This window comes from Tolypothrix campylonemoides VB511288_2 (genome assembly GCF_045999855.1).
Classification (GTDB): Bacteria; Cyanobacteriota; Cyanobacteriia; order Cyanobacteriales; family Nostocaceae; genus Scytonema; species Scytonema bouteillei_A.
This window is the reverse complement of sequence record NZ_JBFPMW010000003.1, coordinates 545,248-570,880: the sequence shown is the minus strand read 5'-3', so window position 1 is coordinate 570,880 and position 25,633 is coordinate 545,248. Positions and strand designations below refer to the sequence as shown.

Sequence of the window (25,633 nt, the reverse complement as noted above, 5' to 3'; positions counted from 1 at the left end):
CAACCTCTCTTGCTTAAGGGAACTGCAAAAAATCAATTATCTCATCTTGTGGGATGGGTTTCTGGAGAACTTTAATAGCTGGAGTTACTCGTTGATTTTTCTTAATTACATATTTGGTTTGCGTAAATTTTCCACGAACTATTCCTTCTTTTCCACATATTGCGAAAATTTAGGTAACAATTTATTAAAAAACATATATTTTTGTTTTAAAGATTACAAAACTAAACTTGCACGGGCACATTAAGAGTGCGTATTAACTTGCAAGATAAAAATGACAACAACATTATCTGGTTATCAACTTCTGGAAACCGTTCACTTCGGCAGTAAAACCGTTATTTATCGCGGACGGCGAGATACCGATAACGCATCCGTTATTGTCAAAACTCTTGTTGATGAACATCCATCTTTAGAAGACATTGCACGACTGCGCCACGAATATCAAATTCTCGAGCTGCTGCAAATTCCCGGCATTGTTAAACCCTACGAATTAAAGAATTATCAGCATAGCCTAGCTTTGGTGATGGAAAACGTTCCTGGTAGTTTGCTCAAAGAAGTCATTGCCAATCAAACAACTAACTTGATTACTTTCCTGAAAGTGGCAATTAATCTCGCACACACCTTAGGAGAACTGCACGGTCAACAAATTATTCACAAAGATATTAAGCCACACAATATTCTCATCAATCCTGAATCTGGGGAAGTCAAACTAATTGATTTCAGTATTTCCTCGCGCCTCGATAAAGAAAATCCTACCTTGAGCAATCCAAATTGCCTGGAAGGTACATTGGCCTATATGTCGCCCGAGCAAACAGGCAGAATGAATCGAGCTATTGACTATCGCACTGACTTTTACTCATTGGGGGTGACGTTGTATGAAATGCTGACAGGTACTTTACCATTTCAGACTACCGACCCAATGGAATTGGTACACTGCCACATTGCCAAAATGCCCGCTGTACCTTGTAAAGCAACAGTGTGCCGCGTTCTGGAAAATGTCCCTGAGGCAATTACGGCAATTATTTTAAAGTTGTTAGCGAAAACAGCAGAGGAGCGGTATCAAAGCGCTTGGGGACTGAAAGCCGATTTAGAGGAATGCTTGTTTCAACTACAAACGGTTGGCAAGATTACAAATTTTGTATTGGGAAGGCGGGATAAATCGGGGCAATTTTTGATTCCACAAAAGTTATACGGACGTGAAGCAGAAGTTGCCACCTTGATGGCTGCATTTGAGCGAGTGGCAGACGGTAGAAGCGAAATGATGCTTGTTTCTGGTTATTCAGGGATTGGTAAAACTAGCGTTATCAATGAAGTTCATAAACCGATTGTGGGCGCACGAGGTTATTTTATTGCAGGCAAGTTTGACCAGTTCAAGCGCAATATTCCCTATGCATCCTTAATTCAAGCATTTCGATCTTTGATCGGGCAATTACTTACCGAAAGTGAAGTCCAAATCCAAGCATGGAAAGAGAAACTATTAACTGCTTTGGGAGAAAACGGACAAATAATTATCGATGTAATTCCCGAAGTCGAACTAATTATTGGGACTCAGCCGCCTGTAGCACAGTTGGATGCGGCAGAATCGCAAAATAGGTTCAATCGTGTCTTTAGGCAATTTATCGGCGTATTCACCAGCCAAGACCATCCTTTGGTTGTCTTTCTTGATGATTTGCAGTGGGCAGATTCAGCATCATTGAATTTAATTGAGCTATTGATGACCGATCGCGATCGCCAATACTTATTATTAACTGGAGCATACCGCGATAACGAAGTTTCGCCCACCCATCCACTGATAATGAGTTTGAACAAGATTCAAACAGCGGGTGCTGTGGTGAATAACATTGTCTTATCACCGTTACAGTTAACCGATGTAGAAGCGTTAATTAGCGACACTTTGAATAACACAGAACATACTCAGTCACTAGCAGGATTGCTATTTCACAAAACTGGAGGAAACCCGTTTTTCTTAACACAACTGCTGAAAACTCTACATCAAGAAGACTTGTTAACGTACAACTTCCATTCAGGTTTGTGGCAGTGGAATATCCAACACATTCAAGCAATTGGGATTACTGACCTGAATGTGGTTGAACTGACAGCCAGAAACATTCGCAAACTTTCAATAGAAACGCAAAAAGTATTAAAACTTGCTGCTTGTATTGGCAGCACATTTAACCTAGATGTCTTGGCAATTGTTAACGAATCATCACCGCTAACTACTGCGGCGCAACTGTGGTCTGCTCTGCAAGCTGGATTAATTTTACCATTAACTCAAGACTATAAAATTCCTCTAGTGTTTGGTCAAGAAGAATCAGGCAAGATTAGCTTAACGGATGTCAAAGTTGATTACAAGTTCTTACATGACCGAGTACAGCAAGCTGCATATTCTTTGATTCCTGATGCAGAGAAAAAAGTAACACACCTAAAAATCGGTCAATTATTATTAAATAACACTTCACTAGAAGCACGACAAGAAAATATTTTTGCTCTCGTAAATCAACTTAATTACGGAAATGATTTACTAACAAATGAAAAAGAAAAACATGAAATTGCAGAACTGAATTTGATGGCAGGAGAAAGAGCAAAAGCAGCTACGGCACATGATTCTGCCATTAAATATTTGCAAGCAGGTATAAGACTATTAGCATCTGATAGTTGGGAAAGTCACTATCAACTGACATTAGCATTGTATCAAGAAGCAGCAGAAGTGGCATTTTTAAGCGGTAATTTTGACGAAATGCAGAAATTTGCTACGACGGTGCAACAACAAGCTAAAAACCTGTTAGACACAGTGAAAGTATGTGAAGTCCAGATTCAAGCTTATATTGGGCAAAATAAAATTCAACAAGCAATTAATACGGGGCTACAAGTTTTAAATATGTTGGGGATAGAGTTTCCCGAAAAGGTGGAACCTTCCGATATTGGGGAGGGGCTAGAGGAAACTGCATTACTTTTAAGTGGAAAGGAACCTTCTGACTTAATTAACCTACCTCAAATGACCGAGCCCAAGAAACTTGCAGCTTTGAGGATGTTAACACGTCTATTTAGTGCGGCTTACTTGGGTACTCCAGAGTTGGTTCCTCTAGTGGTCTGCAAACAAGTTAATCTATTGGTTCAATATGGTAATGCTTCTGTATCTCCCTATGCATACTCCCTTTATGGCTTTCTGCTGTGTGGGGTTGTGGGAGATATTGAGCGTGGGTATCAGTTTGGTCAATTAGCTTTGGATTTATGCTCAAAATTGAATGCTAAAGCAGTTTACACAAGAACTTACCAAACGGTAAATCTATTCATTCGCCATTGGCAAGAACATATCAGCAATACTTTAACAACTTTTCAATCAGTTTACTCTAACGGAGTAGAAACGGGAGATTTAGAATGGGCTGCCTATGCTGCATTTCAGTACTGCTTCCAATCATATTTGGTTGGCAAGCAACTTACTGTTGTTGAACGAGACATGGCAAGTTACTGGAATGCTATTGATAAAATCAAGCAAGAAACTGCACTTAATTATCACGAAATCCATTGGCAAGCAGTTTTAAACATCATGGGAAAGTCTGAAAATCCTTGCGTGATGAGCGGTGAAGCCTACGATGAGCAGAAAATGTTACCCATTCATCAGCAAACCAATGACCAAGTAGCTATTCAATTTTTATATTTTCATAAACTTCAGCTTTGTTATTGGTTTGAAAATTACTCTCAAGCGCTGGGACATATTACTCATATCGAAAATTCTTTGGGTGCAGCGGCTGGACAAATAATTTTTGCACTCTTCTATTTCTATGATTCTCTGGTGCGGTTAGCAGTGTATGCTAATATTCCAAAATCGGAGCAACAGGACATTATCGCTCGCGTCCAGGCAAATCAAGAAAAAATACAAAAGTGGGCGCATCATGCCCCAATGAATCATTTACATAAATTCTATTTAGTAGAAGCAGAACGATATCGGGTTTTAGATGAAAAATTAGCAGCAATTGAGATGTACGATAAAGCGATCGCACTTGCTCGAGAAAACGAGTACATCAACGAAGAAGCATTAGCCTGCGAACTAGCAGCTAAATTCTATCTTTCATGGGATAAACAAAGTATTGCCAAAACATACATGACAGATGCTTACTACTGCTATATGCGTTGGGGTGCTGTTGCTAAAGTCAAAGATTTAGAAGCGAAATATCCGTATCTAATTACGCGATCGCAAAACATACAAAACTCAGCAACAAAACATTTAGAACTGGCTCAAACGAGTTCCACAACTACCGGAGACTCTCATCTGCTTGACTTTATGACAGTGATGAAAGCTTCACAAGTGCTGTCAGAAGAAATGATGCTAACTCGCTTGCTAGAAAAATTGCTGAAAAATGTCATCGAAAATGCTGGTGCTGTCCGAGGTTACTTTATTGCTAAGCATGAAAATCAGTGGATGCTAGAAGCAATAGGAATGGTTGAAAGTAAGGACGTTAGTGTTGTCATTAGCTCACAGTTAGAAACAGATTCACCTTTACTACCAATTGCTTTATTCAACTATGTTGAGAGAACTAAAGAAAACCTAGTTTTAGATGAGGCTGTCAAAGACTTGCGTTTTGCAAATGATGCTTATATCATCACACATCAATCTAAATCGATTTTATGTTTGCCACTCATTCATTCTGGCAAGTTTACTGGTATTGTTTACTTGGAAAATAACCTGATTTCTGGTGCTTTTACTCCAGAACGGGTGAAGGTACTGAGTTTATTAACTGCACAAATTTCAATCGCAATTGATAACGCTCGTCTCTATACCAATTTGCAAACTTACTTACAAGAACTCGAAGTTAAAAACGCAGCTTTGCAAGCATCCGAAATGCGAGAGCGAGAAAAAGCTTCTCAACTTCAACAATATCTCGACAAACTCCAAAAAGCACAGGCTCAACTCGTGCAAACAGAGAAAATGTCTAGCTTAGGACAATTAGTTGCTGGCGTTGCTCATGAAATTAACAATCCAGTCAATTTTATATATGGCAACCTCAACCATGCTAACGAATACACCCGAGAGTTACTAGGACTACTGGCGCTCTATCAAACACATTACCCATCTCCTCATCCAGAAATTCAGGAAGAATCAGAAGCAATTGATTTGGAATTTCTGATGGAAGATTTGCCCAAACTACTATCTTCCATGCGAATAGGCGCAGATCGAATTCGTAAAATTGTCGCTTCTCTACGAACCTTCTCGCGCATGGATGAATCTGAAAGAAAAGCAGTGAATATTCATGACGGCATTGACAGTACTTTGATGATCCTGCAACATCGTTTGAAAGCGAAATCAGAGCATCCAGCTATTGAGATTATCAAAGATTATGGCAACCTGCCCCTAGTGGAATGCTATGCAGGAGAATTAAATCAGGTATTTATGAATGTTTTGAGTAATGCTATTGATGCGTTGGAAGATTCATTAGTGAATAATTCAGAAAAAATAACCACTCCAACAATTACTATTCATACTCAACAAGTTAATGCTCATCAAGTGGAAATCCGCATTTCGGACAACGGTATCGGGATGTCAGAGGCTGTTAGACAACGCCTATTCGATCCTTTCTTCACTACAAAACCTGTAGGTAAAGGCACTGGTATGGGCTTGTCGATTAGCTATCAAATTGTCACTGAAAAACACCGTGGTTTACTCTTTTGCAAGTCTGAACTAGGTCAGGGTACAGAATTTACTATCTGTATTCCAATTTCGCAGGAAACCAATAACAACATTCTCTAGAGAGACGGTACATTAATCTCAAAAACTCAATTTTTTCGTAGAGACGCGCCAGCACGCGTTTCTACATTAACGAAATATTTTTTGCTCCCCTTTTGACTGCTGGGCTGGCGTTCTAGTTACCGATCGCTCGCTTAGAGCGCTTAGACAAAAGTAGTAAAGCGATCGCAACAATCCCTATCATCAATCCGCTAGAAGATTCGTTGGTACTGACTTTAAACGGATTATTGGGTTTGCTCAAATCTTCTTTACCATTTTCAATTTTGCGGTTGAAGCGATCGCTTTCTGCTTCTGCTTGTTTCAATAATCTTCTTTGTTCGTCGTTAACCAGTACGAGCATTGAGGAATAGGGAGTGACTAACTCGTACTTTTTAGCTATGGCGTGAATTGCATCCAAAGTCTCCAACTGCTCTAAATTAATTTCCTTGCTCAGCCCCAAGATTAATTGTCGCACTGCCAGTTGCTGGAAATTATCTTCTTTTTGAGATGTAATCTTGCTCTCTTTGGTGTCTGATTCATTTTTATACCAAGCATAACCATCGACTACACTAACAGTAGAAGCTCCCAACACTGCTTTCGTTGCAACTCTTTGCAAAACTTCTGAAACTTGCTGAGATACTCCACCACCACTATCCTGTATTGCCTTTAACGTAGCATCATCATAAGCTGCGGGTAGTGAACCTAAATGTATCATCCATAAAGGTGCAAGTGTTGCTTTGATTTCACTCCCAGGGTTTTGCTTGGCAACTTTATCTTTTGACAACTCATAACTGCCCTCATCAGTTAATAGTAAAACACCATCATAAGCTGTATCACCACGCAACTGGTTAAACTGCTGTAGCATTTCTTGTGGTTGAATTGTGCCATAAAAAGTCATTTTTTCAGCTAAAAATTGCCCGATGTCATCTAATCGTTTAGGAACAGCACCTTTAGAAGCAGTGATGTATAAGTCAGCGTCATTATTTGCCAAGTCTTTATCTGCAAAGCCATGTTTTTGCAGCCACGTGAAAACTTGTGACAGTTCTTTCACGTGGGAATTCATACTGAAAGAACTATCTAGAACTAAGGCAAATCGTTTTGCTTGAGGTAAGGAATAATCCTTGTTTAAGAGCGGCTTGACTAAAATGCTGTGACCTTCAGGAAAGTTAACTTGATGCAACGTTGGCAGAAATTTTCCAGTTGCTGGCAAAAATGGTTCTAACCAAGGCTCGTCTTTGAGTGCTACCTCTTTACCGTTACGGATGCGCTTGGTTTCATGAGTCCAAAAGATGTTGCGTTTTTCCCCTAGAACGGGTAAAGCCCAACCGCTTTCTTGTCGCATCACTTTATAAGTGAGCCATAAATGCATTTCAGTTGGTCTTTGTTGGGGTACGCTTTGCAAGACTGGTGCTTGTGGAGGAATGGGAAATGCTCGCAAGCGATATTGACGCGGTCCGACTTGTTCGAGTAACGCCGGGTCTACTGGGCGTTCTCGTCTTACTTGTGAATTGTAAACTTTCTGAGCAGCACCGCGAGGCGCGATAACAAAGGGGAAACGTTTTTGCAAATCACCTGTATCGCCCAACCACAATCCTGTAATGACGGCGCTTTCTGGTAAGGAAAAGGAGTAGAAAATTTCTTGAACTTCAGGTGTCTGGTTTTTGTAGACTTCATAAAGTTCTAAATCCGCCCAATCACCATGTTCTGTGACTTTGATTTGTTGCGATCGCAGCCACACTTTTTTCTCATTAATATTGAGTAGCCCTGCTTTGACTTCTTGTCGGTTAAACGTGGATTGCACTGCGTGACTGACTAATTGTCGTTCTGCTTTTTGAAGTGGTGTATCAAAAAACTCGGCATAAAGTTTTTCGGCTTTCTCGGCGTCTTTGTCAGACCCATTGTACAGAAATGGCGACATGAAGGAGTTATAACTTTCTTGTACTGTATTGGCAACAGTTTGGCTCAATCCAAAGACACTGCGATACATCTCGCTAATATGATTGTTTTCTTCTTTAGTACTGAGGTAGCGATAAGAGGATAGGTAAGCGTTCACCAAACCCTCACGGATGGTATTTGACTTTGCCAAAAGTGCTTGGCGGGTACTGTCATTTGATGCTGGATGAGCTAAAAGCGAAAAGGCTTGGACTTGCGGCTGTTGTTGTAAAATGATGAATGCCGTCATCCAAGCGATCGCAACGGCACTAGCGCCAGTGAAAGTAGATTTTTTTCCCTTCTGTGAAGCAAATGCCTGTAAAATTCTTCGTCCGGAGTTAATATAGAGTGCCGCTAGTGCCAAAGGCATAACAACAAATAACGCTGTACTGAGTATCCAGAGAATTAAAAATAACAGGAAATACCATACCCCTTGTACCCACCATCCAGAAACTAAAATCTGCCAAAGACCACGCGCCCAATCGAATTTGAAAAATTCCTGTACTAAAAATGCTCCTAAAGGTAAGGCATAAAACAGCAGCACTGCACTTGCGTAGATACCAAATAACAACATCAAGCTGTGTGCTAACATTTGCAGCCACTGCAATCCACTTTTGCGGGTTGACGCATAGCCAAACAGCATTTCTAGAAAGAATGCTACGATACAGATTCCTATTGTGGCTAAAATTTGAGTACTAGCGGGAGTCAGTTCCCGAATGAGAAATAACCGCAACAGACACAGCAGAAACAGTGGCGCTTCAACTCCATAAAATAAGCGAAGGAGTTTTATGGGCTGTCGTCGAAAGTGGAAGGCTCCTAGGAAAGTACACACAGTTGGTACTGCAACTAAACCAACCAATGTTAAAAAGAACTCACTAGGGATTTCACCTGCTACCGTAGCCAGTACTAACGGTACACCAACAACAGGTAGTATCCCCATACAGACAGTTAACAAAAAAGTGACGTTCCAAACCCAGAATATAGTTTGAATTAGCCCGTTCCAAAACCACCTCACAGCTACCCTCCCTTCAAGCGCTACAGACAACCACTGCTAGACTTCTACACAAGTGTTATGTGGAATTCCGAACAAAGTCATCAGTACTCGTACTTAGCAATCCTTGAGCGATCGCTTTATGCTTTTGCTTGTTTTAACGATCTTCTTTGTTGATTGCTAGTTGAGCGGAAGCCACGTAATGGGTTGAAGCTTCTACCATATTGCATACCTTTTGACATCTGCCTTCTTCACACTTTGTTGTTCAACTTCTTCCATCTTTTTTTAGCTCATCGTCTTCAAAAGCTTACGGAGTCAGATTTTTAGCTTGCTTGTCATCCTGTTATATATTTTTCAGGATAGATAAATTAATAGTTCATCTATCTATAGACGTAAAAAAAATATGCAAAAACTTACTGCTAAAGGTATAGTAAGGAATTATAAAAATTAACAATAATAAGAATAGAGTGTTCCCAAAACAGCCATGAGTTTTGACAAAAGCTCATGCAGATCTGTTTGATTATCTATTCGACTATAAAGATGAAAAGCAAGTATCCGGTTAAAATTAAAAGTTAACTGTTACTTGATGTTCATTTATACATATAAGCTGGTCTAAAGCTAGAGGGTATGTCAATTGAAAAAATTGTTCGGATCGCTAGTAAATGTGGTTTGCTAGTGTGTCTGTGAATGGCGTATATGCAATACATATATGCAATTGTGATTGGTATCCATATTTACTGGAACGACCAAGGTTCTCAACTGAATCCAACAGTTCATACTTAGTGTGAAGAATTGGATAAATTTTAAGAAAAATCGGAGAGTATTAAATATGCCATGTTTTTTTATTTGGCATTTACTTAACCAACTTCAGATAAGATAATTTTATTGACTCCTTTTCCGCTTTAAAATTACCGAGCCTTGTAGGGTAGGCATTTCCTATCATCCTGTTTGGGTAATCTTTTCGCGTGAAGAGAGTAATAACTTAAAAATTAAGGTACAGATCCTTCTATCATCGGTATTTTAGAGTGTCAAAGATGTTTGCTCTGTCAAGGCAGCTTTGACAATAAAAGGAATAAAAACTTTACTGAGGTGGAACTAAAAATTTTCTTAGTTCTACCTTTTCTCATAGCGTTCGCACGCACAGCAATCCATTAATAAATAATCTTGCAAGCCCTACATATTAATAGTAGGTATTAACTCAAAAAGTAAGATAAGTAAGATAAGTAGAAAGAAATGAGAAAAGCTTTTATGAGTTCCCTTATCTGGGTTAAAATTTTTCAAAATTACTCTTACAACTATGCATTACGAGTTTTTTCCAAATAAATCTCGATTGCAAGAGTATTCTGAAGATACAAAACCTACTTTTCATACTATTGATTGAAAATTTAATTTAAAGTGAATTAAGAAAGTCAATTAAGAAAAATTTTAAAAAGAATAGGAAAAAATAGTATGTTTTATAGTTGCAAAATCAAGAGAAAATGATATTGTAAAATACAGGGGATTGTGATTGAGGTAAGTGTAAGAGCTTATTAACTAGCTTGGCACAACTACCATATCAACAGCCCTAAATTTTAGTTAATAGCGCACAGCAAAAGAATAATATCGTTGAACTATTTGGTTGAGATAACTTTACGCAATAAAAAACTGATAACACATAAACCTGGAGTAACACAAAGTAAATGTTGCGACAATTTTATAATATCGTAGGTGTCTTAAGGGAAAGAGCCCTATATCAAAACGACCAAAGAGCTTATAGCTTTATAAAAAATGCAGACACAGAATTAGCTAGTTTGACTTATGAGGAATTAGAGCGACTGTCACGAGCGATCGCGGCAAAACTGCAGAGCATAGGAGCTAGCAGACAACGAGCCTTCCTGGTATATCCATCGGGGCTAAAATTTATTACTGCCTTTTTTAAATGTCTGTATGCAGGAGTGGTAGCGGTTCTAGCTTATCCATCCAGACGCAATCAAAAAATGTCGCGACCCGAAGCAATTGTCGCGGATGTCCAGCTTCAGGTGTTAGTAAAAATTGAGATTTAGACTCTACAAAACCCACTTTTTTACTGGTTTCTAAAATGGAATTTAGAGTACACAAAACCTACTTCTCGTACAAAAAGGTTGAAATTTCATTTACCAGACTAAAAACAAATTTCTTAGAAAGGACTATACTTTAAGAAGTAAATATTTATCTACTTTAAGAGGTAGTTTCTAAATTAAAGTACAATGATAATGTTTACTTTAGGTGACATACATTAAGTGAATGTAAACTTAATACCGCTCGTTTAATGTGTGTCTTGACGTTAGTTACATCTAATGTCAAAGCAAGAGTTTTGCATTAGTTTACAGTCTTGTACCGTTTCCATATGAAGATGCATAAAAAGAACTCCACCGCTTGCGGCATATGCGCGAAGAGCGGAGGGGTTAGGAGGGGTAAAAATCTTGTACAGCTTCATAGAAAATTGGTATTAAGCAAGCGCTATTGAGTGTAGAGCTTGTTACTTAAATAAGAGCATTTACCATATGGCTCCACTAAATTTTTAATGTCAAATAAATTACAAGAGTGAAACAATGTTACAGAAATTTTGTACTATAGTAGACGTGTTAAGGGAAAGAGCTTTAGAGCAGAAAAGCCAAAGAGCTTATACCTTTATAAAAGATGCAGACACAGAATTAGCTAGTCTAACTTATGAAGAATTAGACCGACTGTCACGAGCGATCGCGGCAAAATTGCAGAGCATAGGAGCTAGCGGACAACGAGCCTTGCTGCTATATCCATCGGGGCTGGAATTTATTGCTGCCTTTTTCGGATGTCTGTATGCAGGAGTGGTGGCGGTTCCAGCTTATCCACCCAGACGCAATCAAAAAATGTCCCGGCTTGAGGCAATTGTCGCGGATGCCCAGCCTCAGGTGTTACTGACAACAGAGGCTTTATTAAGTAACATCAAGAGTCGCTTTTCTGAGAATGAAGGACTAGCCGACTTGCAGTGTTTTGCTACAGATAGCATCGACCGCTCTCAAGCAGAATCATGGCAAGAAACAGCTTTGTCCAGCAATACTCTAGCCTTTCTCCAGTACACTTCTGGCTCTACAGGAACTCCAAAAGGAGTGATGGTCAGTCACGGTAATGTGCTGCACAACGAACAGCTGATTCAGAAGGGATTTGAACAGAATTCACAATCTATTGTCGTTGGCTGGTTGCCTCTTTTTCATGACATGGGTCTTATTGGGAATTTACTTCAGCCTTTGTACTTGGGTATTCCATGCATTCTCATGTCTCCAGAGGCTTTTTTCCAACGCCCTTTGCGTTGGCTCCAGGCTATTTCCCACTACAAAGCTACTACCAGTGGCGGACCTAATTTTGCCTATGACTTGTGCGTACACAAGATTACTCCCGAAGAGAAGGCAACTCTCGACCTCAGTAGTTGGCAAGTGGCTTTCAACGGAGCCGAACCAGTCCGCGCCGAGACAATGAAAAAATTTGCAGAGGCTTTTGCATCTTGTGGCTTTCGTCACGAAGCATTTTACCCATGTTATGGTATGGCGGAAACGACTTTAATTGTTTCTGGTGGTTGTGCAAGCGCTCCGCCCGTCTTACAAACTGTCCAAAAAGCAGCACTAGAGAAAAATCAGGTGGTTTTAGCTGACAGCACAAAAGACAATTTCACTCAAACAATAGTTGGTTGCGGTCAACCGTTGGAGGATCTAAAGGTTGTTATTGCCCATCCGGAAACTATGACCCGCTGCAAACCTAATGAGGTGGGTGAAATTTGGGTATCTGGTTCTAGCGTTGCCCAAGGCTATTGGAATCGACCAGAACAGACCGAGGAAACGTTTCGAGCACAATTGCAAGATACTGGAGAAGGACCTTTTTTACGGACGGGGGACTTGGGATTTTTGCACGATGGCGAACTATTCGTCACCGGGCGTGTCAAAGATATGATTATCATCCGAGGGCAAAACCATTATCCTCAAGACATTGAACTGACCGTAGAAAAGAGCCATCCGGCACTACGCGCTGGTTGTGGAGCGGTGTTTACAGTCGAGGTTAAGGGTGAAGAGCGATTGGTCGTTGTTCAAGAGGTAGAGCGTAATTATTTGAGAAAACTCAATGTGAATGAGGTAGTTGGAAGTATTAATCAGGCTGTAGCGGCGGAACACGGTCTACAGGTTTATGCCACCGTACTGGTTAAGACCGGGAGTATCCCTAAAACTTCCAGTGGTAAAATACAGCGCAATACCTGTCGGTCTGAGTTCCTTCGTGGAAGTTTGAATGTCTTGGAAGATTGGAGTGAGAATCCAGAGAGCAAAACGAAATTCTTGCATTTGCATACTGAAATTGAATCACTGTTGCAACAATTGCAAGCTTCCAAGCAATAAGATCTGTGTTAGCACATCAAAGTTTGTAAAAGTCAAACATCTATCAAACACCCTGTGAAAAAACGTTTTAGTTAAACCTGTAGAGACACGAGCGATGGAAATGCTAAATGTTGAAGTCAAAGAGAATCTAACGATTTCTCCTAAAAAGGATGCACAAAAGGAGCTACTAACTGTCAAAAAAATTCAAGCTTGGCTTGTATCTCGTTTAGCAGAACAACTGGAAATTAACTCAAATCAGATTGATGTCACGATTCCTTTTGAGCAGTATGGTGTGGATTCCTTGACAGCAGTCAGTTTGACTGGTGACTTAGAAAAGTGGCTTGGATGCGAGATCGATCCTACTCTACTCTACGATTACCCAACTATTAAGGCTCTGGCGCAGCATTTATTTGAGGAAGTCGCAGTCAAGGTGTAAGCCGTAATTCGTTGGCTGACACATTAGTAATGATATGTAAAGGAAATGGAACCCATAGCAATTATCGGTATTGGCTGTCGTTTTCCCAGTGCTGACAACCCAGAAGTCTTTTGGCAAATCTTGCATAACAAAGTCGATGCCATCACTGAAGTACCAAAAGAGCGTTGGGATGTTGATGCCCTGTACGATCCAAAGCCAGCGACTCCAGAAAAAATGAATACCCGTTGGGGTGGCTTTTTGGAGCAGGTAGATCGATTTGAACCCAGTTTCTTTAACATTTCCCCTCGTGAGGCAGAGCCAATAGACCCCCAACAAAGATTGTTGTTGGAGGTGGCTTGGGAAGCTCTAGAAAACGCGGGAATTGCACCACAAAAGTTAGCTGGCAGCAAGACTGGAGTTTTTATTGGCATCTGCAACGCTGACTATCACAGGCTTCTCTATCAAAATTCCTCCTGCATAAATGCATATAGCGGCACGGGTACTGCTTCCTCCATTTCAGCTAACCGTATATCCTACGTGCTGGATTTAAGAGGTCCAAGTGTCGCAATAGATACTGCTTGCTCTTCGTCCTTGGTCGCAGTCCACTTTGCCTGTCAAAGTTTGCGGAGTGGCGAGTCCAGTATGTGCTTGGTTGGAGGGGTCAACTTGATTTTGTCCCCCGATATGGGCATAACTTTTTCTCAAGCGCAGATGATGGCATCTGACGGTCGGTGTAAAACTTTTGATGCTAAGGCTGACGGTTATGTACGGGGGGAGGGCTGCGGTGTAGTCGTTCTGAAACTCCTAAAAGATGCAATTCGGGATAAAGACAATATTCGGGCGATCGTCAAAGGCTCAGCAATTAACCAAGATGGTCTGAGCAATGGACTGACAGCACCCAATGCACTTGCCCAACAAGCGGTCATCCGTGAAGCTTTGAAAAATGCAGAAGTGACACCAGCGCAAATTAGCTACATTGAAGCTCACGGTAGTGCCACTTCTTTAGGAGATCCAATTGAATTTAAATCTTTAAAAGCTGTGCTCATGAAGGATCGTCAGCCAGACCAACCTTGTTGGATTGGCTCGGTTAAAACCAATATTGGTCATTTAGAAGCAGCGGCTGGAATTGCTGGGCTCATCAAAGTGGTACTTTCACTGCAACACGGGGAAATACTACCGAATCTACATTTGGTGCAGTTAAATCCTTATATTTCCCTCAAAGGAACAACTTTTTCTATCCCTACTGAATGCCAGCCTTGGGTTGCTGGTACAGAAAAACGTTTGGCTGGGGTCAGCGCCTTTGGCTTTGGGGGTACAAATTGTCACGTCATTCTAGAAGAAGCACCTATCGATTTTAGATTGAGCGATGCTGGTAAGAATCCAAAATCTGAAATCCAAAATCCAAAATCCACAGAATGCCCCCTGCACCTTTTGACGCTTTCGGCAAAAAGTGAGAAGGCGCTTGTGGAACTGGCCCAAAAGTATGTAAATTTCTTTGCATCTCATCCTGAAGTATCGCTTTTTGATGTTTGCTATACAGCCAATACGGGGCGATCGCATTTTAACCACCGCCTTGCTGTGATGGCTTCTTCTTGTGTACAAGCGCGAGAAAAACTAACAAACTTCTGCACTAAACAAGAATCAGCACAAGTCTTCAAGGGACAGGGCAGTAGTTTACCAAAAGTAGCCTTTCTCTTCACGGGTCAGGGGTCTCAATATGTGGGTATGGGACGCCAACTCTACGAAACTGCGCCCGTCTTCCGCGCCGCCATCGATCGCTGCGATGAAATTTTGCGTTCCTATCTGGAAAAGCCTTTGCTATCGGTTCTTTACCCGGAACCAGGTCAGACTTCACCAATTAACCAAACCGCTTACACTCAACCCGCTCTATTTGCCATAGAGTATGCGTTGGTGCAATTGTGGCAATCCTGGGGAATTCACCCTGATGCTGTCATGGGTCATAGTGTCGGGGAATACGTTGCCGCCACTGTAGCGGGAGTCTTGAGTTTGGAAGATGGTTTAAAGCTGATTGCTAACAGAAGCCGCCTGATGCAGAGTCTACCGACCGGCGGTGAAATGGTAGCAGTGTTTGCTGATGAAAAATATATCCGTTTTGTTACTGAGATTGATAACAAAAGAGTCTCATTTGCTGCTTTTAATGGAGGGGGAAACACGGTAATTTCCGGTCAATCACAAGCAGTCCAAGAAATTTGTGCTGACCTAGAAGCAGCAGGAATACCGACCAAAAAGCTACAAACCTCTCACGCCTTCCACTCACCACTGATGGAACCGATACTGGCTCAATTTCGGGAGGTTGCCGATCGGATAACCTATGGTGTTCCCGACATAACCATTATCTCCAATCTTACAGGAGAGCCACTCACTCAGGAGGAGATATCAGCTGATTACTGGTGTCGCCATTTGCGCTACCCAGTACAATTTGCCAAAAGTCTCAAAGCACTTCACGCGGAAGGATACGAGGTGTTTGTGGAGATAGGGCCAAAACCAACATTGTTGGGGATGGGGCGTAACTGTTTGCCAGACAAGGTAGGAGTTTGGTTGCCTTCGTTGCGTCCGGGGCAAGAAGATTGGCAGGTATTACTCCAGAGTTTAGGGGAATTATACGTGCGTGGAGCAGAGGTAGATTGGTCTGGTTTTGACTGGGACTGCGGTCGTCGTCTGCAATTACCAACTTATCCTTTCCAACGACAGCGCTATTGGGTGGAGAGCGCCGCAAACGATAGTTCCCAAGCAGACAACTTATCCCAAGACAAGATTCAAAGCCCCATCGTGCAACTCCTAAACCAAGGAGATACCCAACACATAGTTCAAAATTTAGAAAAGACAGGAGAACTTTCAGAAGACGAGTTAAGAATGTTGCCAAAGCTATTAGAACTGTTAGTCAAACAAGACCGACAGTTGCTAGGAGCAGCATCTGTTAAAGATTGGCTTTACGAAGTAGAGTGGAAACAGTTGCCGCCTCAGGTAAAGGCTCAAGAGAAAAGCGGAATTCAAAAAATCGGTACTTGGCTAATTTTTGCTGACTTGGAGGGTGTGGGACAAAACCTGGCCAAACTTTTGCGATCGCAAGGTCACACCTGTATTTTAGTTCATCCGGGGAATACCTGTAATTTAAGAAAGGACGGAACTTGGTGCATTAGCCCTTCTAGCCCAGCAGATTTTAAATGTCTTTTCCAAGAAGTTTTAGAAACTCTAGAGCGTCCTTTACAAGGAATTATCCACCTGTGGAGTTTAGAGGCACAATCGGCTTCATCTCTGACAATCTCCTCTCTAGAACAAGCTCAGACCCTTGGTGTTGGTAGCGTATTGTATTTGCTACAAGCTCTCATCAAAGAACTGGAAACTAAAAAGAATAGGGATTTTCCCGCATCAGTTTCCCCCCTACCCCAATTGTGGTTGGTGACACGGGGAGCGGTACCAGTCGGTTCGGAACTTCCTGGGGTGGCGCAATCTTCTTTATGGGGATTGGGCAAAGTCGTGGCTCTAGAACATCCCGAACTGTGGGGCGGAATGCTCGATTTAGCCCCAGAATTTACTGGTGATGAGGCAATAGAACTGCTAGCAGAAATTGAGAATTCTTGTGGGGAAGACCATATCGCCTTTCGCAACGGCAATCGCTATGTCGCTCGCTTGGTGCCCAAACAACTGTCAGAATCCAAACAAGTGGCACTCCGCTCAGATAGCACTTACCTAATTACTGGAGGTTTGGGGGCTTTGGGATTGAGAGTAGCCCGTTGGATGGTGGCACAGGGGGCAAGACAATTGGTACTCACTGGACGCAGCAAAGCTTCAGATGAAGCGCAATCAATCCTCCGACAACTCGAACAACTTGGAGCCAAGGTTTTCGTTGCTCAAGCAGATGTGTCTGATGAAGCGGATGTACTGAAGTTGCTTGAAGCGATCGACACATCAATGTCACCCCTGCGGGGAATTGTTCATGCTGCTGGAGTTTTAGATGACGGCATCTTGCTACAGCACTCCTGGGAGCGTTATAGTAAAGTGATGGCTCCAAAAGTGAAAGGGGCATGGAATCTACACGCGTTGACCCAAGGTCTGCCGTTAGACTTCTTTGTTTTATTTTCTTCAGCAGCTTCATTACTAGGCTCGCCCGGTCAAGGGAATTACGTTGCTGCCAACAGTTTCATGGATGCCCTAGCTCATCATCGCCGATTCCAAGGACTACCGGGATTAAGCATCAACTGGGGACTTTGGGCTGATGTGGGGATGGCAACTGGTTTGGTAAACCGTTACCAGGCTGCCAATGCGATGGGATTAAAGAGCATCGCTCCAGAGCAAGGATTGCAAGTTCTAGAACAAGTTCTGGGACAAGCGACTTCACAGATTGGGGTATTACCAATCGATTGGTCGGTTTTGAGACAGCAATTAAGGGTTAGCGGTCAACTGCCATCGTTACTTGTTGAATTTGCTAACACAGAAGACCGGGCAGAAACTGCTCAGTCATCGGCTCTGCAGTCCGATATTCTACAAAAATTACAGGCGGCGGCGGCAAACGAACGCCTCTCCCTATTAACGACCCACATTCAAGGAGAAGTCGCCAAGGTTCTGGGGCTTCCACCATCTGAATTGCCCGATCCAAAACAAAACTTCTTTGATATGGGTATGGATTCTCTGATAGCAGTTGAGCTAAAAAACCAGTTGCAAAACCATTTAGGGCAATTCCTTCCCTCAACTCTAGCCTTTAACTATCCCAACATCAATTCCCTTGCTCAATACCTATCTCAAGATGTTCTTTCTCTAGATATTTCTGCTCAGACAAGTCAGGATTTACCACAAAATCAAGAAGAACTGACTACTTCTTTGGAAGAAATTAAACAACTTTCAGAAAGGGAGGTTATGGCTTTAATAGCTCAAGAATTTGAAGCGTATAGATAAGGAGATTTTCTGTTGATATGAGTCAGTTGCCGTCAGATACCAGTCAACTCTCTGCACTGCAACAATCGCTTTTTGTAGTGCAGAAGTTAAAATCCAAACTTACTGAGATTGAGAATGCAAAAACAGAGCCAATTGCTATTATCGGCATGAGTTGTCGCTTTCCTGGGGGAGCGAATGACCCGGAGAGATTCTGGCAGCTATTGCATGAAGGTGCAGACACCATCTCTGAGGTACCAGCCCAGAGGTGGAACATTAACGATTATTACGATCCAAACCCCGATGCACTGGGGAAAATGTACACTCGGACTGCGGGTTTTTTAAATGAGGTAGACCAGTTCGATCCCTTGTTCTTTGGGATTTCCCCTCGGGAAGCAGTCAGCTTAGACCCCCAGCAGCGCCTGCTACTAGAGGTGAGCTGGGAAGCTTTGGAAAATGCCGCACAGCCATCAAACCAGTTAAGTAGCAGTCAAACTGGCATTTTTGTGGGCATTGGACAAAATGACTACGCCCAATTGCAAATAAAGTTGGGTGACCCCACACGCATCGACGCTTACACCGGCACTGGAAATGGTTTTTGCTTTGCCTCTGGTCGGTTGTCCTACGTTCTGGGGCTACAGGGTCCCAACATGGCGATTGATACCGCTTGCTCTTCTTCCTTAGTCGCCGTTCATTTGGCTTGTCAGAGCCTGCGTGCAGGAGAATGCAATTTGGCGTTAGCAGGCGGCGTGCAGTTAATATTATCGCCAGAAACCACCATTTTTCTCTCTAAAGCACGCGCTCTTTCCCCAGACGGTCGATGCAAGACTTTTGATGCTGCTGCTGATGGCTTTGGTCGGGGTGAGGGCTGCGGAGTGGTGGTGCTCAAACGCCTCTCGGATGCGATCGCCAACAAAGATAACATCTTAGCTGTGATTCGAGGTTCAGCAATCAACCACGATGGTCCTAGCAGTGGTCTAACAGTTCCCAATGGATTGGCTCAGCAAAAACTCATTCTTAAGGCTCTGGAGAATGCTAAGGTAGAACCTTCCCAAGTGAGTTATGTAGAAACTCACGGCACGGGAACGGCACTGGGTGACCCCATTGAAGTGGAAAGTTTAGGGGCTATCTTTGGCAAAGGTCGTCAAGACAACCCTCTGATAATTGGTTCGGTAAAAACCAACATCGGTCACCTAGAACCAGCAGCAGGAGTTGCTGGTTTAATGAAGGTAGTGCTTTCTTTCCAACACAACGAAATTCCACCACACCCGCACTTTAAACAGCCCAATCCTTACATCAACTGGGATGAACTACCAGTGGTGGTACCAACCTCATCAATACCTTGGTTTTCAGGAGAAAAGCGGCGGTTGGCTGGAGTCAGTTCTTTTGGTATGGGCGGTACGAATGCCCATATTGTGTTGGAAGAGCCACCGATACTAGAGACTGTGAGAGCGGAAGTAGAACGCCCGGTGCATCTGCTGACACTATCGGCAAAGACTGAAGTTGCCCTCAAGCAATTAGCACTTCGCTATAATAATTACCTAGCTGTCAATCCATCTGCAGACATAGGAGACATTTGCTATACCGCTAATGCAGGTCGAACTCATTTTCCCCATCGGTTGAGTGTAGTTGCCTCTTCTGGAGCACAGTTGCGTGAAAAGCTAGCGAATTTCTCTGCCGGACAGACAACAGCAGAGGTATTTCAGGGACAAAGCAACAGTTTACCGAAGATAGCCTTTCTCTTCACGGGTCAGGGGTCTCAATATGTGGGTATGGGACGCCAACTCTACGAAACTGCGCCCGTCTTCCGCGCCGCCATCGATCGCTGCGATGAAATTTTGCGTTCCTATCTGGAAAAGCCTTTGCTATCGGTTCTTTACCCGGAACCAGGTCAGACTTCACCAATTAACCAAACCGCTTACACTCAACCCGCTCTATTTGCCATAGAGTATGCGTTGGTGCAATTGTGGCAATCCTGGGGAATTCACCCTGATGCTGTCATGGGTCATAGTGTCGGGGAATACGTTGCCGCCACTGTAGCGGGAGTCTTGAGTTTGGAGGATGGCTTAAAACTGATTGCCAACAGAAGCCGCCTGATGCAGACTCTACCTCCAGGTGGTGAAATGGTGGCAGTGTTTTCTGATGAAGCTTATATAAGTAAATTTATTGATATATATACTAGAAAAGTATCATTTGCTGCTTTTAATGGAGATTCCAACACGGTAATTTCCGGCGACACACAAGCAATTCAAGCAATTTGTGCTGACTTACAAGCAGCAGGAATATCGACTAAAAAGCTACAAACATCCCACGCCTTCCACTCACCACTGATGGAACCGATACTGGCTGAATTCCGTGAAGTAGCTGAACAAGTCACCTATGGTGCTCCTCAATTGACCATTATCTCCAATCTCACAGGAGAGCGACTGACTCCACAGGAAATATCGTCTGATTACTGGTGTCTCCATTTGCGCTGTCCGGTACAATTTGGCAAAAGTCTCAAAGCACTTCACGCAGAGGGATATGAGGTATTTGTGGAGATAGGACCAAAACCAACATTGTTGGGGATGGGGCGCAACTGTTTGCCAGATAAGATAGGAGCTTGGCTGCCTTCATTACGTCCGGGACAAGAAGATTGGCGGGTATTACTCCAGAGTTTGGGAGAACTATACGTGCGCGGAGCAGAGGTAGACTGGTCTGGCTTCGACCGGGGCTACGAGCGTCGGCGTGTAATGTTGCCCACCTATCCCTTCCAACGACAGCGCTATTGGGTGCAAAAGGCTGAGAGCGAGCATCAACAAACAGAATTATCATCTCAACAGACAATCCAAACCTCTATTGTTAACCTTCTGCAGCAAGGAAACATAGCACAGTTAACAAAGCAGCTGGAGACGGCAGGTAAGTTCTCACAAGAGCAGATGAAAATACTGCCCCAGATGCTAGAAGTTTTGGTTAAGCAACACCAACAAGAAATACAAACTACCGCTATCAAAGATTGGCTCTACGAAATAGAGTGGCAGCAGATGCCGCAGCAGACGGTGCAACAGAACACCCAAAGACAGGCACCAGGAACCTGGGTGGTTTTTGCCGATGCTAGCGGTGTCGGACAAGCACTGGGAGAACTTTTACAACAGCACGGACAGAGTTGTATTCTAGTTTACAATGGAAAAGCCTATCAAAACTTAAAACCGGGAATTTGGAGCATCAACCCCACCAGCCCTAAGGACTTTGAGCGTCTGTTTCAAGAGGTTTTAAGGGCTGAATTGCCACCGTTAAAGGGAATAGTCCATCTGTGGAGTTTAGAAGCAATGCCACCAAATGCCCTGACTATCCCAACTCTTGAGTCGGCTCAAAACCTTGGTTGCCTTAACGTATTGCATCTGGTGCAAACCCTGAGCCAGTACAATGAGTTAGCTTCATGCCAATTGTGGTTGGTGACTCGGGGAGCGATACCAGTCAAAGGCGATGTTACCTTGGCCGTTGCTCAAGCTCCATTATGGGGACTGGGTAAAGTTATTGCCCTGGAATATCCCGAACTCTGGGGCGGAATGTTTGATTTAGCACCGGAATCCACTGGTGATGAAGCAACACAACTGTTAGCAGAAATTGAGAATTCTCTTGGTGAAGACCATATCGCCTTTCGCGAGCGCAAACGGTATGTTCCTCGGTTAATACTTAAAGAAATATCAAAATTCAAACAAGTGGAGCTTTCCTCAGATAGCACTTACCTAATTACCGGGGGTTTGGGTGCTTTGGGACTGAGAGTAGCTCGTTGGATGGTGTCTCAGGGGGCGAGACAGTTGGTTTTGGTTGGACGAAGTGCGGCTTCAGATGCAGTGCAATCAACCCTCAGGCAACTCGAACAACTTGGAGCCAAGGTTTTCGTTGCTCAAGCAGATGTGTCTGATGAAGCGGATGTGGTGAAACTGCTTGCAACAATGAACGCATCCATGCCACCTCTCCGAGGAATTGTTCATGCTGCGGGGGTTTCTGGTTACAAACCCATCAAAGATATGGATTCGGATACCTTTGAATCAGTGGTGCGTCCTAAAGTGTTGGGGACATGGATACTGCATCAACTGACGCAGGACATGAAATTGGACTTTTTCGTCAACTTCTCCTCCATTGCATCAGTGTGGGGTTCCAAGGGACAGGCGCACTACGCAGCGGCAAACCACTTCCTTGATGTGTTGGCCCATCACCGTCAAGGACTCGGATTGCCTGGATTAACTGTGAATTGGGGTCCTTGGGCTGATGGTGGTATGGTCGTAGAGGAATTCCAGAGGTGGATGTCTCGAATGGGTGTAAGCGGCTTGCAGCCGGAGAATGCGATCGCTGCTTTGGAATACCTAATGGCAGAGGGGTCTGTTCAGACAACGGTGGCTAATATCGATTGGAGTTTGTTCAAAGAGGTATATGAAGCCAGGGGAAAACGCCCACTCCTAGAACTGCTTGCAGGACAATCGCAGAAAGGGCAACAGCAGCCGTCAGTGCGACATTCCGATATCTTACCGCGATTGTTGCAAGCTCAAAGTGACGAGCGCTTGCATCTGTTGGTAGTTTATTTACAAGAGCAAATAACTAAAGTGTTGGGGTTTGACGAATCGTTAGTTTTAAATCCGCACCAAAGCTTGCTGGAATTAGGTCTTGATTCTTTAATGGCTGTTCAACTCAAAAATGCGATCGCAACCGACCTTGAGGTGAATGCTCCTGTAGAAAAAATCATTGATGGCTCCAGCATTATGCAACTGGCAGAACTATTACTGCAGGAATTAGCCATAGCAAACACAACACCGCCAGCACCCCCTTCTTCCTTAGAAAATGAATTAGAACTTATTAAACTACCAATAGAAGATGGTTCTACCTCCTTTGCATCTCTTGCATCAGCAACTAAATTAAGCCAGGACAATTGGATAGAGGGGGAATTATGAATTTAGTTGAGTTTTTACAAGAGCTTTCGGCAAAGAATGTAGAATTGTGGGTCGATGGTGGTAAACTGCGCTATCGAGGTCCTCAAGATGTATTAACCCCAGAATTATTAAACGATATTAAGCGTTTTAAGGAAAAAATTATACTGCTGCTGCAAAAGGGCACCGAAACTGCTCAAACCATTAGCCTGCGCCCTATGGAACGGAACGGGCATATACCGCTGTCCTTTGCCCAACAGCGTATGTGGTTTCTACAGCAGTTAGATGTGAATACTAGCTTTTACAACCTTCCTGCGGCTATGCGTTTTGTAGGGACCCTCGATGTCACTGCTCTAGAATACAGTTTCAATTACATCATCAGCCGTCACGAAACCCTACGTACTAACTTTATTCAGGTAAACGGGCAACCCTTTCAAGTCATCCACCCCAGACTTTCCTTGAAACTCACTGTTGTGGATTTGCGATCGGAAAGCGAACGAGAAAGCTATTGCCAGCAACTAGCCGTAGAAGAAACCCAACGCCCATTTGACTTGGCAACTGACCCATTGGTGCGGGCTAGTTTGTTCAAGCTGACAGAGACAGAACACATTTTGCTACTGGTTATCCATCACATAGTATCAGATGGTTGGTCAATGGGCGTACTTATCCGTGAGATAGCAGCAGCCTATCAAGCTGTATGCAGTCAAAAGCCAATTGCACTACCAAAGTTGTCGGTTCAATATGCTGATTTTGCTATATGGCAGCAGCAGTGGTTGCAGCGGGAGGAACTGGCAAAGCAGCTAGCATACTGGAAGGAAAAACTGGCGGGTGCGACTGCTTTATTGGAACTGCCCACCGACCGACCGCGACCTGCGATTCAAACTTACCGGGGGAAAACCGAGAAATTTGCGCTTACAAAAGAACTGAGATCGGCGTTAGCGGTACTGAGTCAGCAACAGGGTGTGACGCTGTTCATGATGTTACTGGCAGCGTTTCAAACTTTACTCTATCGCTACAGCAACCAGACTGATATCTGCGTTGGCACACCCATTGGCAACCGCAATGGTAAAGAAATCGAGGGGTTAATTGGGTTATTCCTCAACACTTTAGTGCTGCGGAGCGATTTGTCTGCTAACCCAAGTTTTAGCGATTTACTGTCACAAGTGCGTCAAGTTGCACTTGACGCCTACGCCCATCAAGACCTGCCCTTTGAGCAGTTGGTGGAACAATTGCAGCCAGAGCGTTCTTTAAGTTATGCACCACTTTTCCAAGTGATGTTTGTGCTTCTCGTTGCGCCAACGTCACAGTTGCAACTTCCAGGCTTAACGCTGTCTCCGTTTCCCATCGAAAGCTTGACAGCCAAGTTTGATTTGACTTTATCACTAGAGAACACAGGCACTGGATTGATTGGTTATCTGGAATACAATACTGACCTGTTTGACGCAGCTACCATTGCGCGGATGGTAGAGCACTATCAAACTCTACTTGAGGCGGTGGTTGCTAATCCCCATCAGAAGATATCAGAACTCCCACTGCTTACTGCCAAAGAAAAACACCAGATACTGGTGGAGTGGAACGATACTCAACTAGACTACCCCAAACAATTGTGTTTGCACTCTTTGTTTGAGCAACAAGTTGAAAAAACACCAGACGCTGTAGCCGTGGTGTTTGAAAATGAACAACTCACCTACACTCAGTTAAACGCCAAAGCCAATCAACTCGCACATCACCTACTCCAGTTGGGTGTCGGACCGGAAGTGTTGGTCGCCATTTGTGTCGAACGCTCAATCGAGATGTTAGTGGGACTGGTGGCAATTCTCAAAGCCGGTGGGGCCTATGTCCCCCTCGACCCCATTTACCCACCAGAGCGATTGGCGTACATCCTGGAAGACTCGGGTGCCAAAGTACTGCTCGCTCAGCAGGCGGTAGCAGAGCTTCTGCCAGAGACACACGGGCATGTTGTCTACTTAGACACAGATTGGCCAATTCACCAAAGTTCATCCAACCCCAACACTCATGTTTGCGCCGATAATTTAGCGTATGCCATTTACACGAGTGGTTCTACCGGACGACCTAAAGGAGTGCAAATTCCCCACAGGGCGGTAGTGAACTTTTTAAACTCAATGTCGGCTCAACCGGGGATAGGGTCAGAAGATGTACTGGTAGCGGTGACGACCATTACCTTTGATATTGCAGCGTTGGAGTTGTTCCTACCATTGAGTAGGGGCGCATGGGTCGTCCTCACCCGCGATTTGATTGCCGATGGCGGTCAAAGCACTGCGGCTTTGGGAACATCCAGCGCTACAGTTATGCAAGGCACTCCAGCCACTTGGCGAGCCCTCATGCAAGCAGGCTTCCTTGGCAATCCTCAATTGAAAATCCTTTGTGGTGGTGAAGCTCTCGATCGCGAACTCGCAGCAC

8 protein-coding genes (1 of these 8 cut by a window edge) are annotated in these 25,633 nt (G+C 43.5%); 7 read left to right on the top strand and 1 reads right to left on the bottom strand.

The genetic code is table 11. The features are described 5' to 3' along the window. Nucleotides 1-271: 271 nt before the first annotated feature. Entirely contained in the window at nt 272-5,743 is a 5,472-nt protein-coding gene (locus tag AB0756_RS11055) for a trifunctional serine/threonine-protein kinase/ATP-binding protein/sensor histidine kinase (RefSeq protein WP_038071977.1), read from the top strand. Nucleotides 5,744-5,855: 112 nt separating this feature from the next. On the opposite strand, the gene AB0756_RS11050 is transcribed toward AB0756_RS11055, so the two are convergent. Continuing rightward, nucleotides 5,856-8,666, bottom strand: coding sequence for a TIGR02921 family PEP-CTERM protein (locus AB0756_RS11050; protein ID WP_038071999.1), 2,811 nt, complete (start codon nt 8,664-8,666; stop codon nt 5,856-5,858). Nucleotides 8,667-10,321: 1,655 nt separating this feature from the next. Here AB0756_RS11050 and AB0756_RS11045 point away from each other — a divergent pair. The 6 genes from AB0756_RS11045 to AB0756_RS11020 form a co-directional block, all read left to right on the top strand. Next, nucleotides 10,322-10,684: an AMP-binding protein gene (locus tag AB0756_RS11045; RefSeq protein WP_038071979.1), complete on the top strand. Its 363-nt coding sequence runs from the start codon at nt 10,322-10,324 to the stop codon at nt 10,682-10,684. A 528-nt stretch (nt 10,685-11,212) separates the two neighbouring features. Further along, nucleotides 11,213-13,021, top strand: a complete 1,809-nt coding sequence (locus AB0756_RS11040; protein WP_038071981.1) for a fatty acyl-AMP ligase — start codon at nt 11,213-11,215, stop codon at nt 13,019-13,021. A gap of 100 nt (nt 13,022-13,121) precedes the next feature. Further along, entirely contained in the window at nt 13,122-13,436 is a 315-nt protein-coding gene (locus AB0756_RS11035) for an acyl carrier protein (protein WP_038072000.1), read from the top strand. 45 nt (nt 13,437-13,481) lie between these two features. Continuing rightward, nucleotides 13,482-18,329 (top strand): SDR family NAD(P)-dependent oxidoreductase, encoded by a 4,848-nt coding sequence (locus AB0756_RS11030; RefSeq protein ID WP_408103992.1) that lies wholly within the window; start codon nt 13,482-13,484, stop codon nt 18,327-18,329. A 17-nt stretch (nt 18,330-18,346) separates the two neighbouring features. Further along, nucleotides 18,347-23,236, top strand: coding sequence for a type I polyketide synthase (locus AB0756_RS11025; RefSeq protein ID WP_038071985.1), 4,890 nt, complete (start codon nt 18,347-18,349; stop codon nt 23,234-23,236). Further along, nucleotides 23,233-25,633 carry the 5' portion of a non-ribosomal peptide synthetase gene (locus tag AB0756_RS11020; RefSeq protein WP_167844604.1) on the top strand. 1,031 nt of this gene lie beyond the right edge of the window, so only the first 2,401 of its 3,432 coding nucleotides appear in the window; its start codon is at nt 23,233-23,235; its stop codon lies off the right edge, out of view. Before AB0756_RS11025 ends, AB0756_RS11020 begins: the two co-directional genes overlap by 4 nt.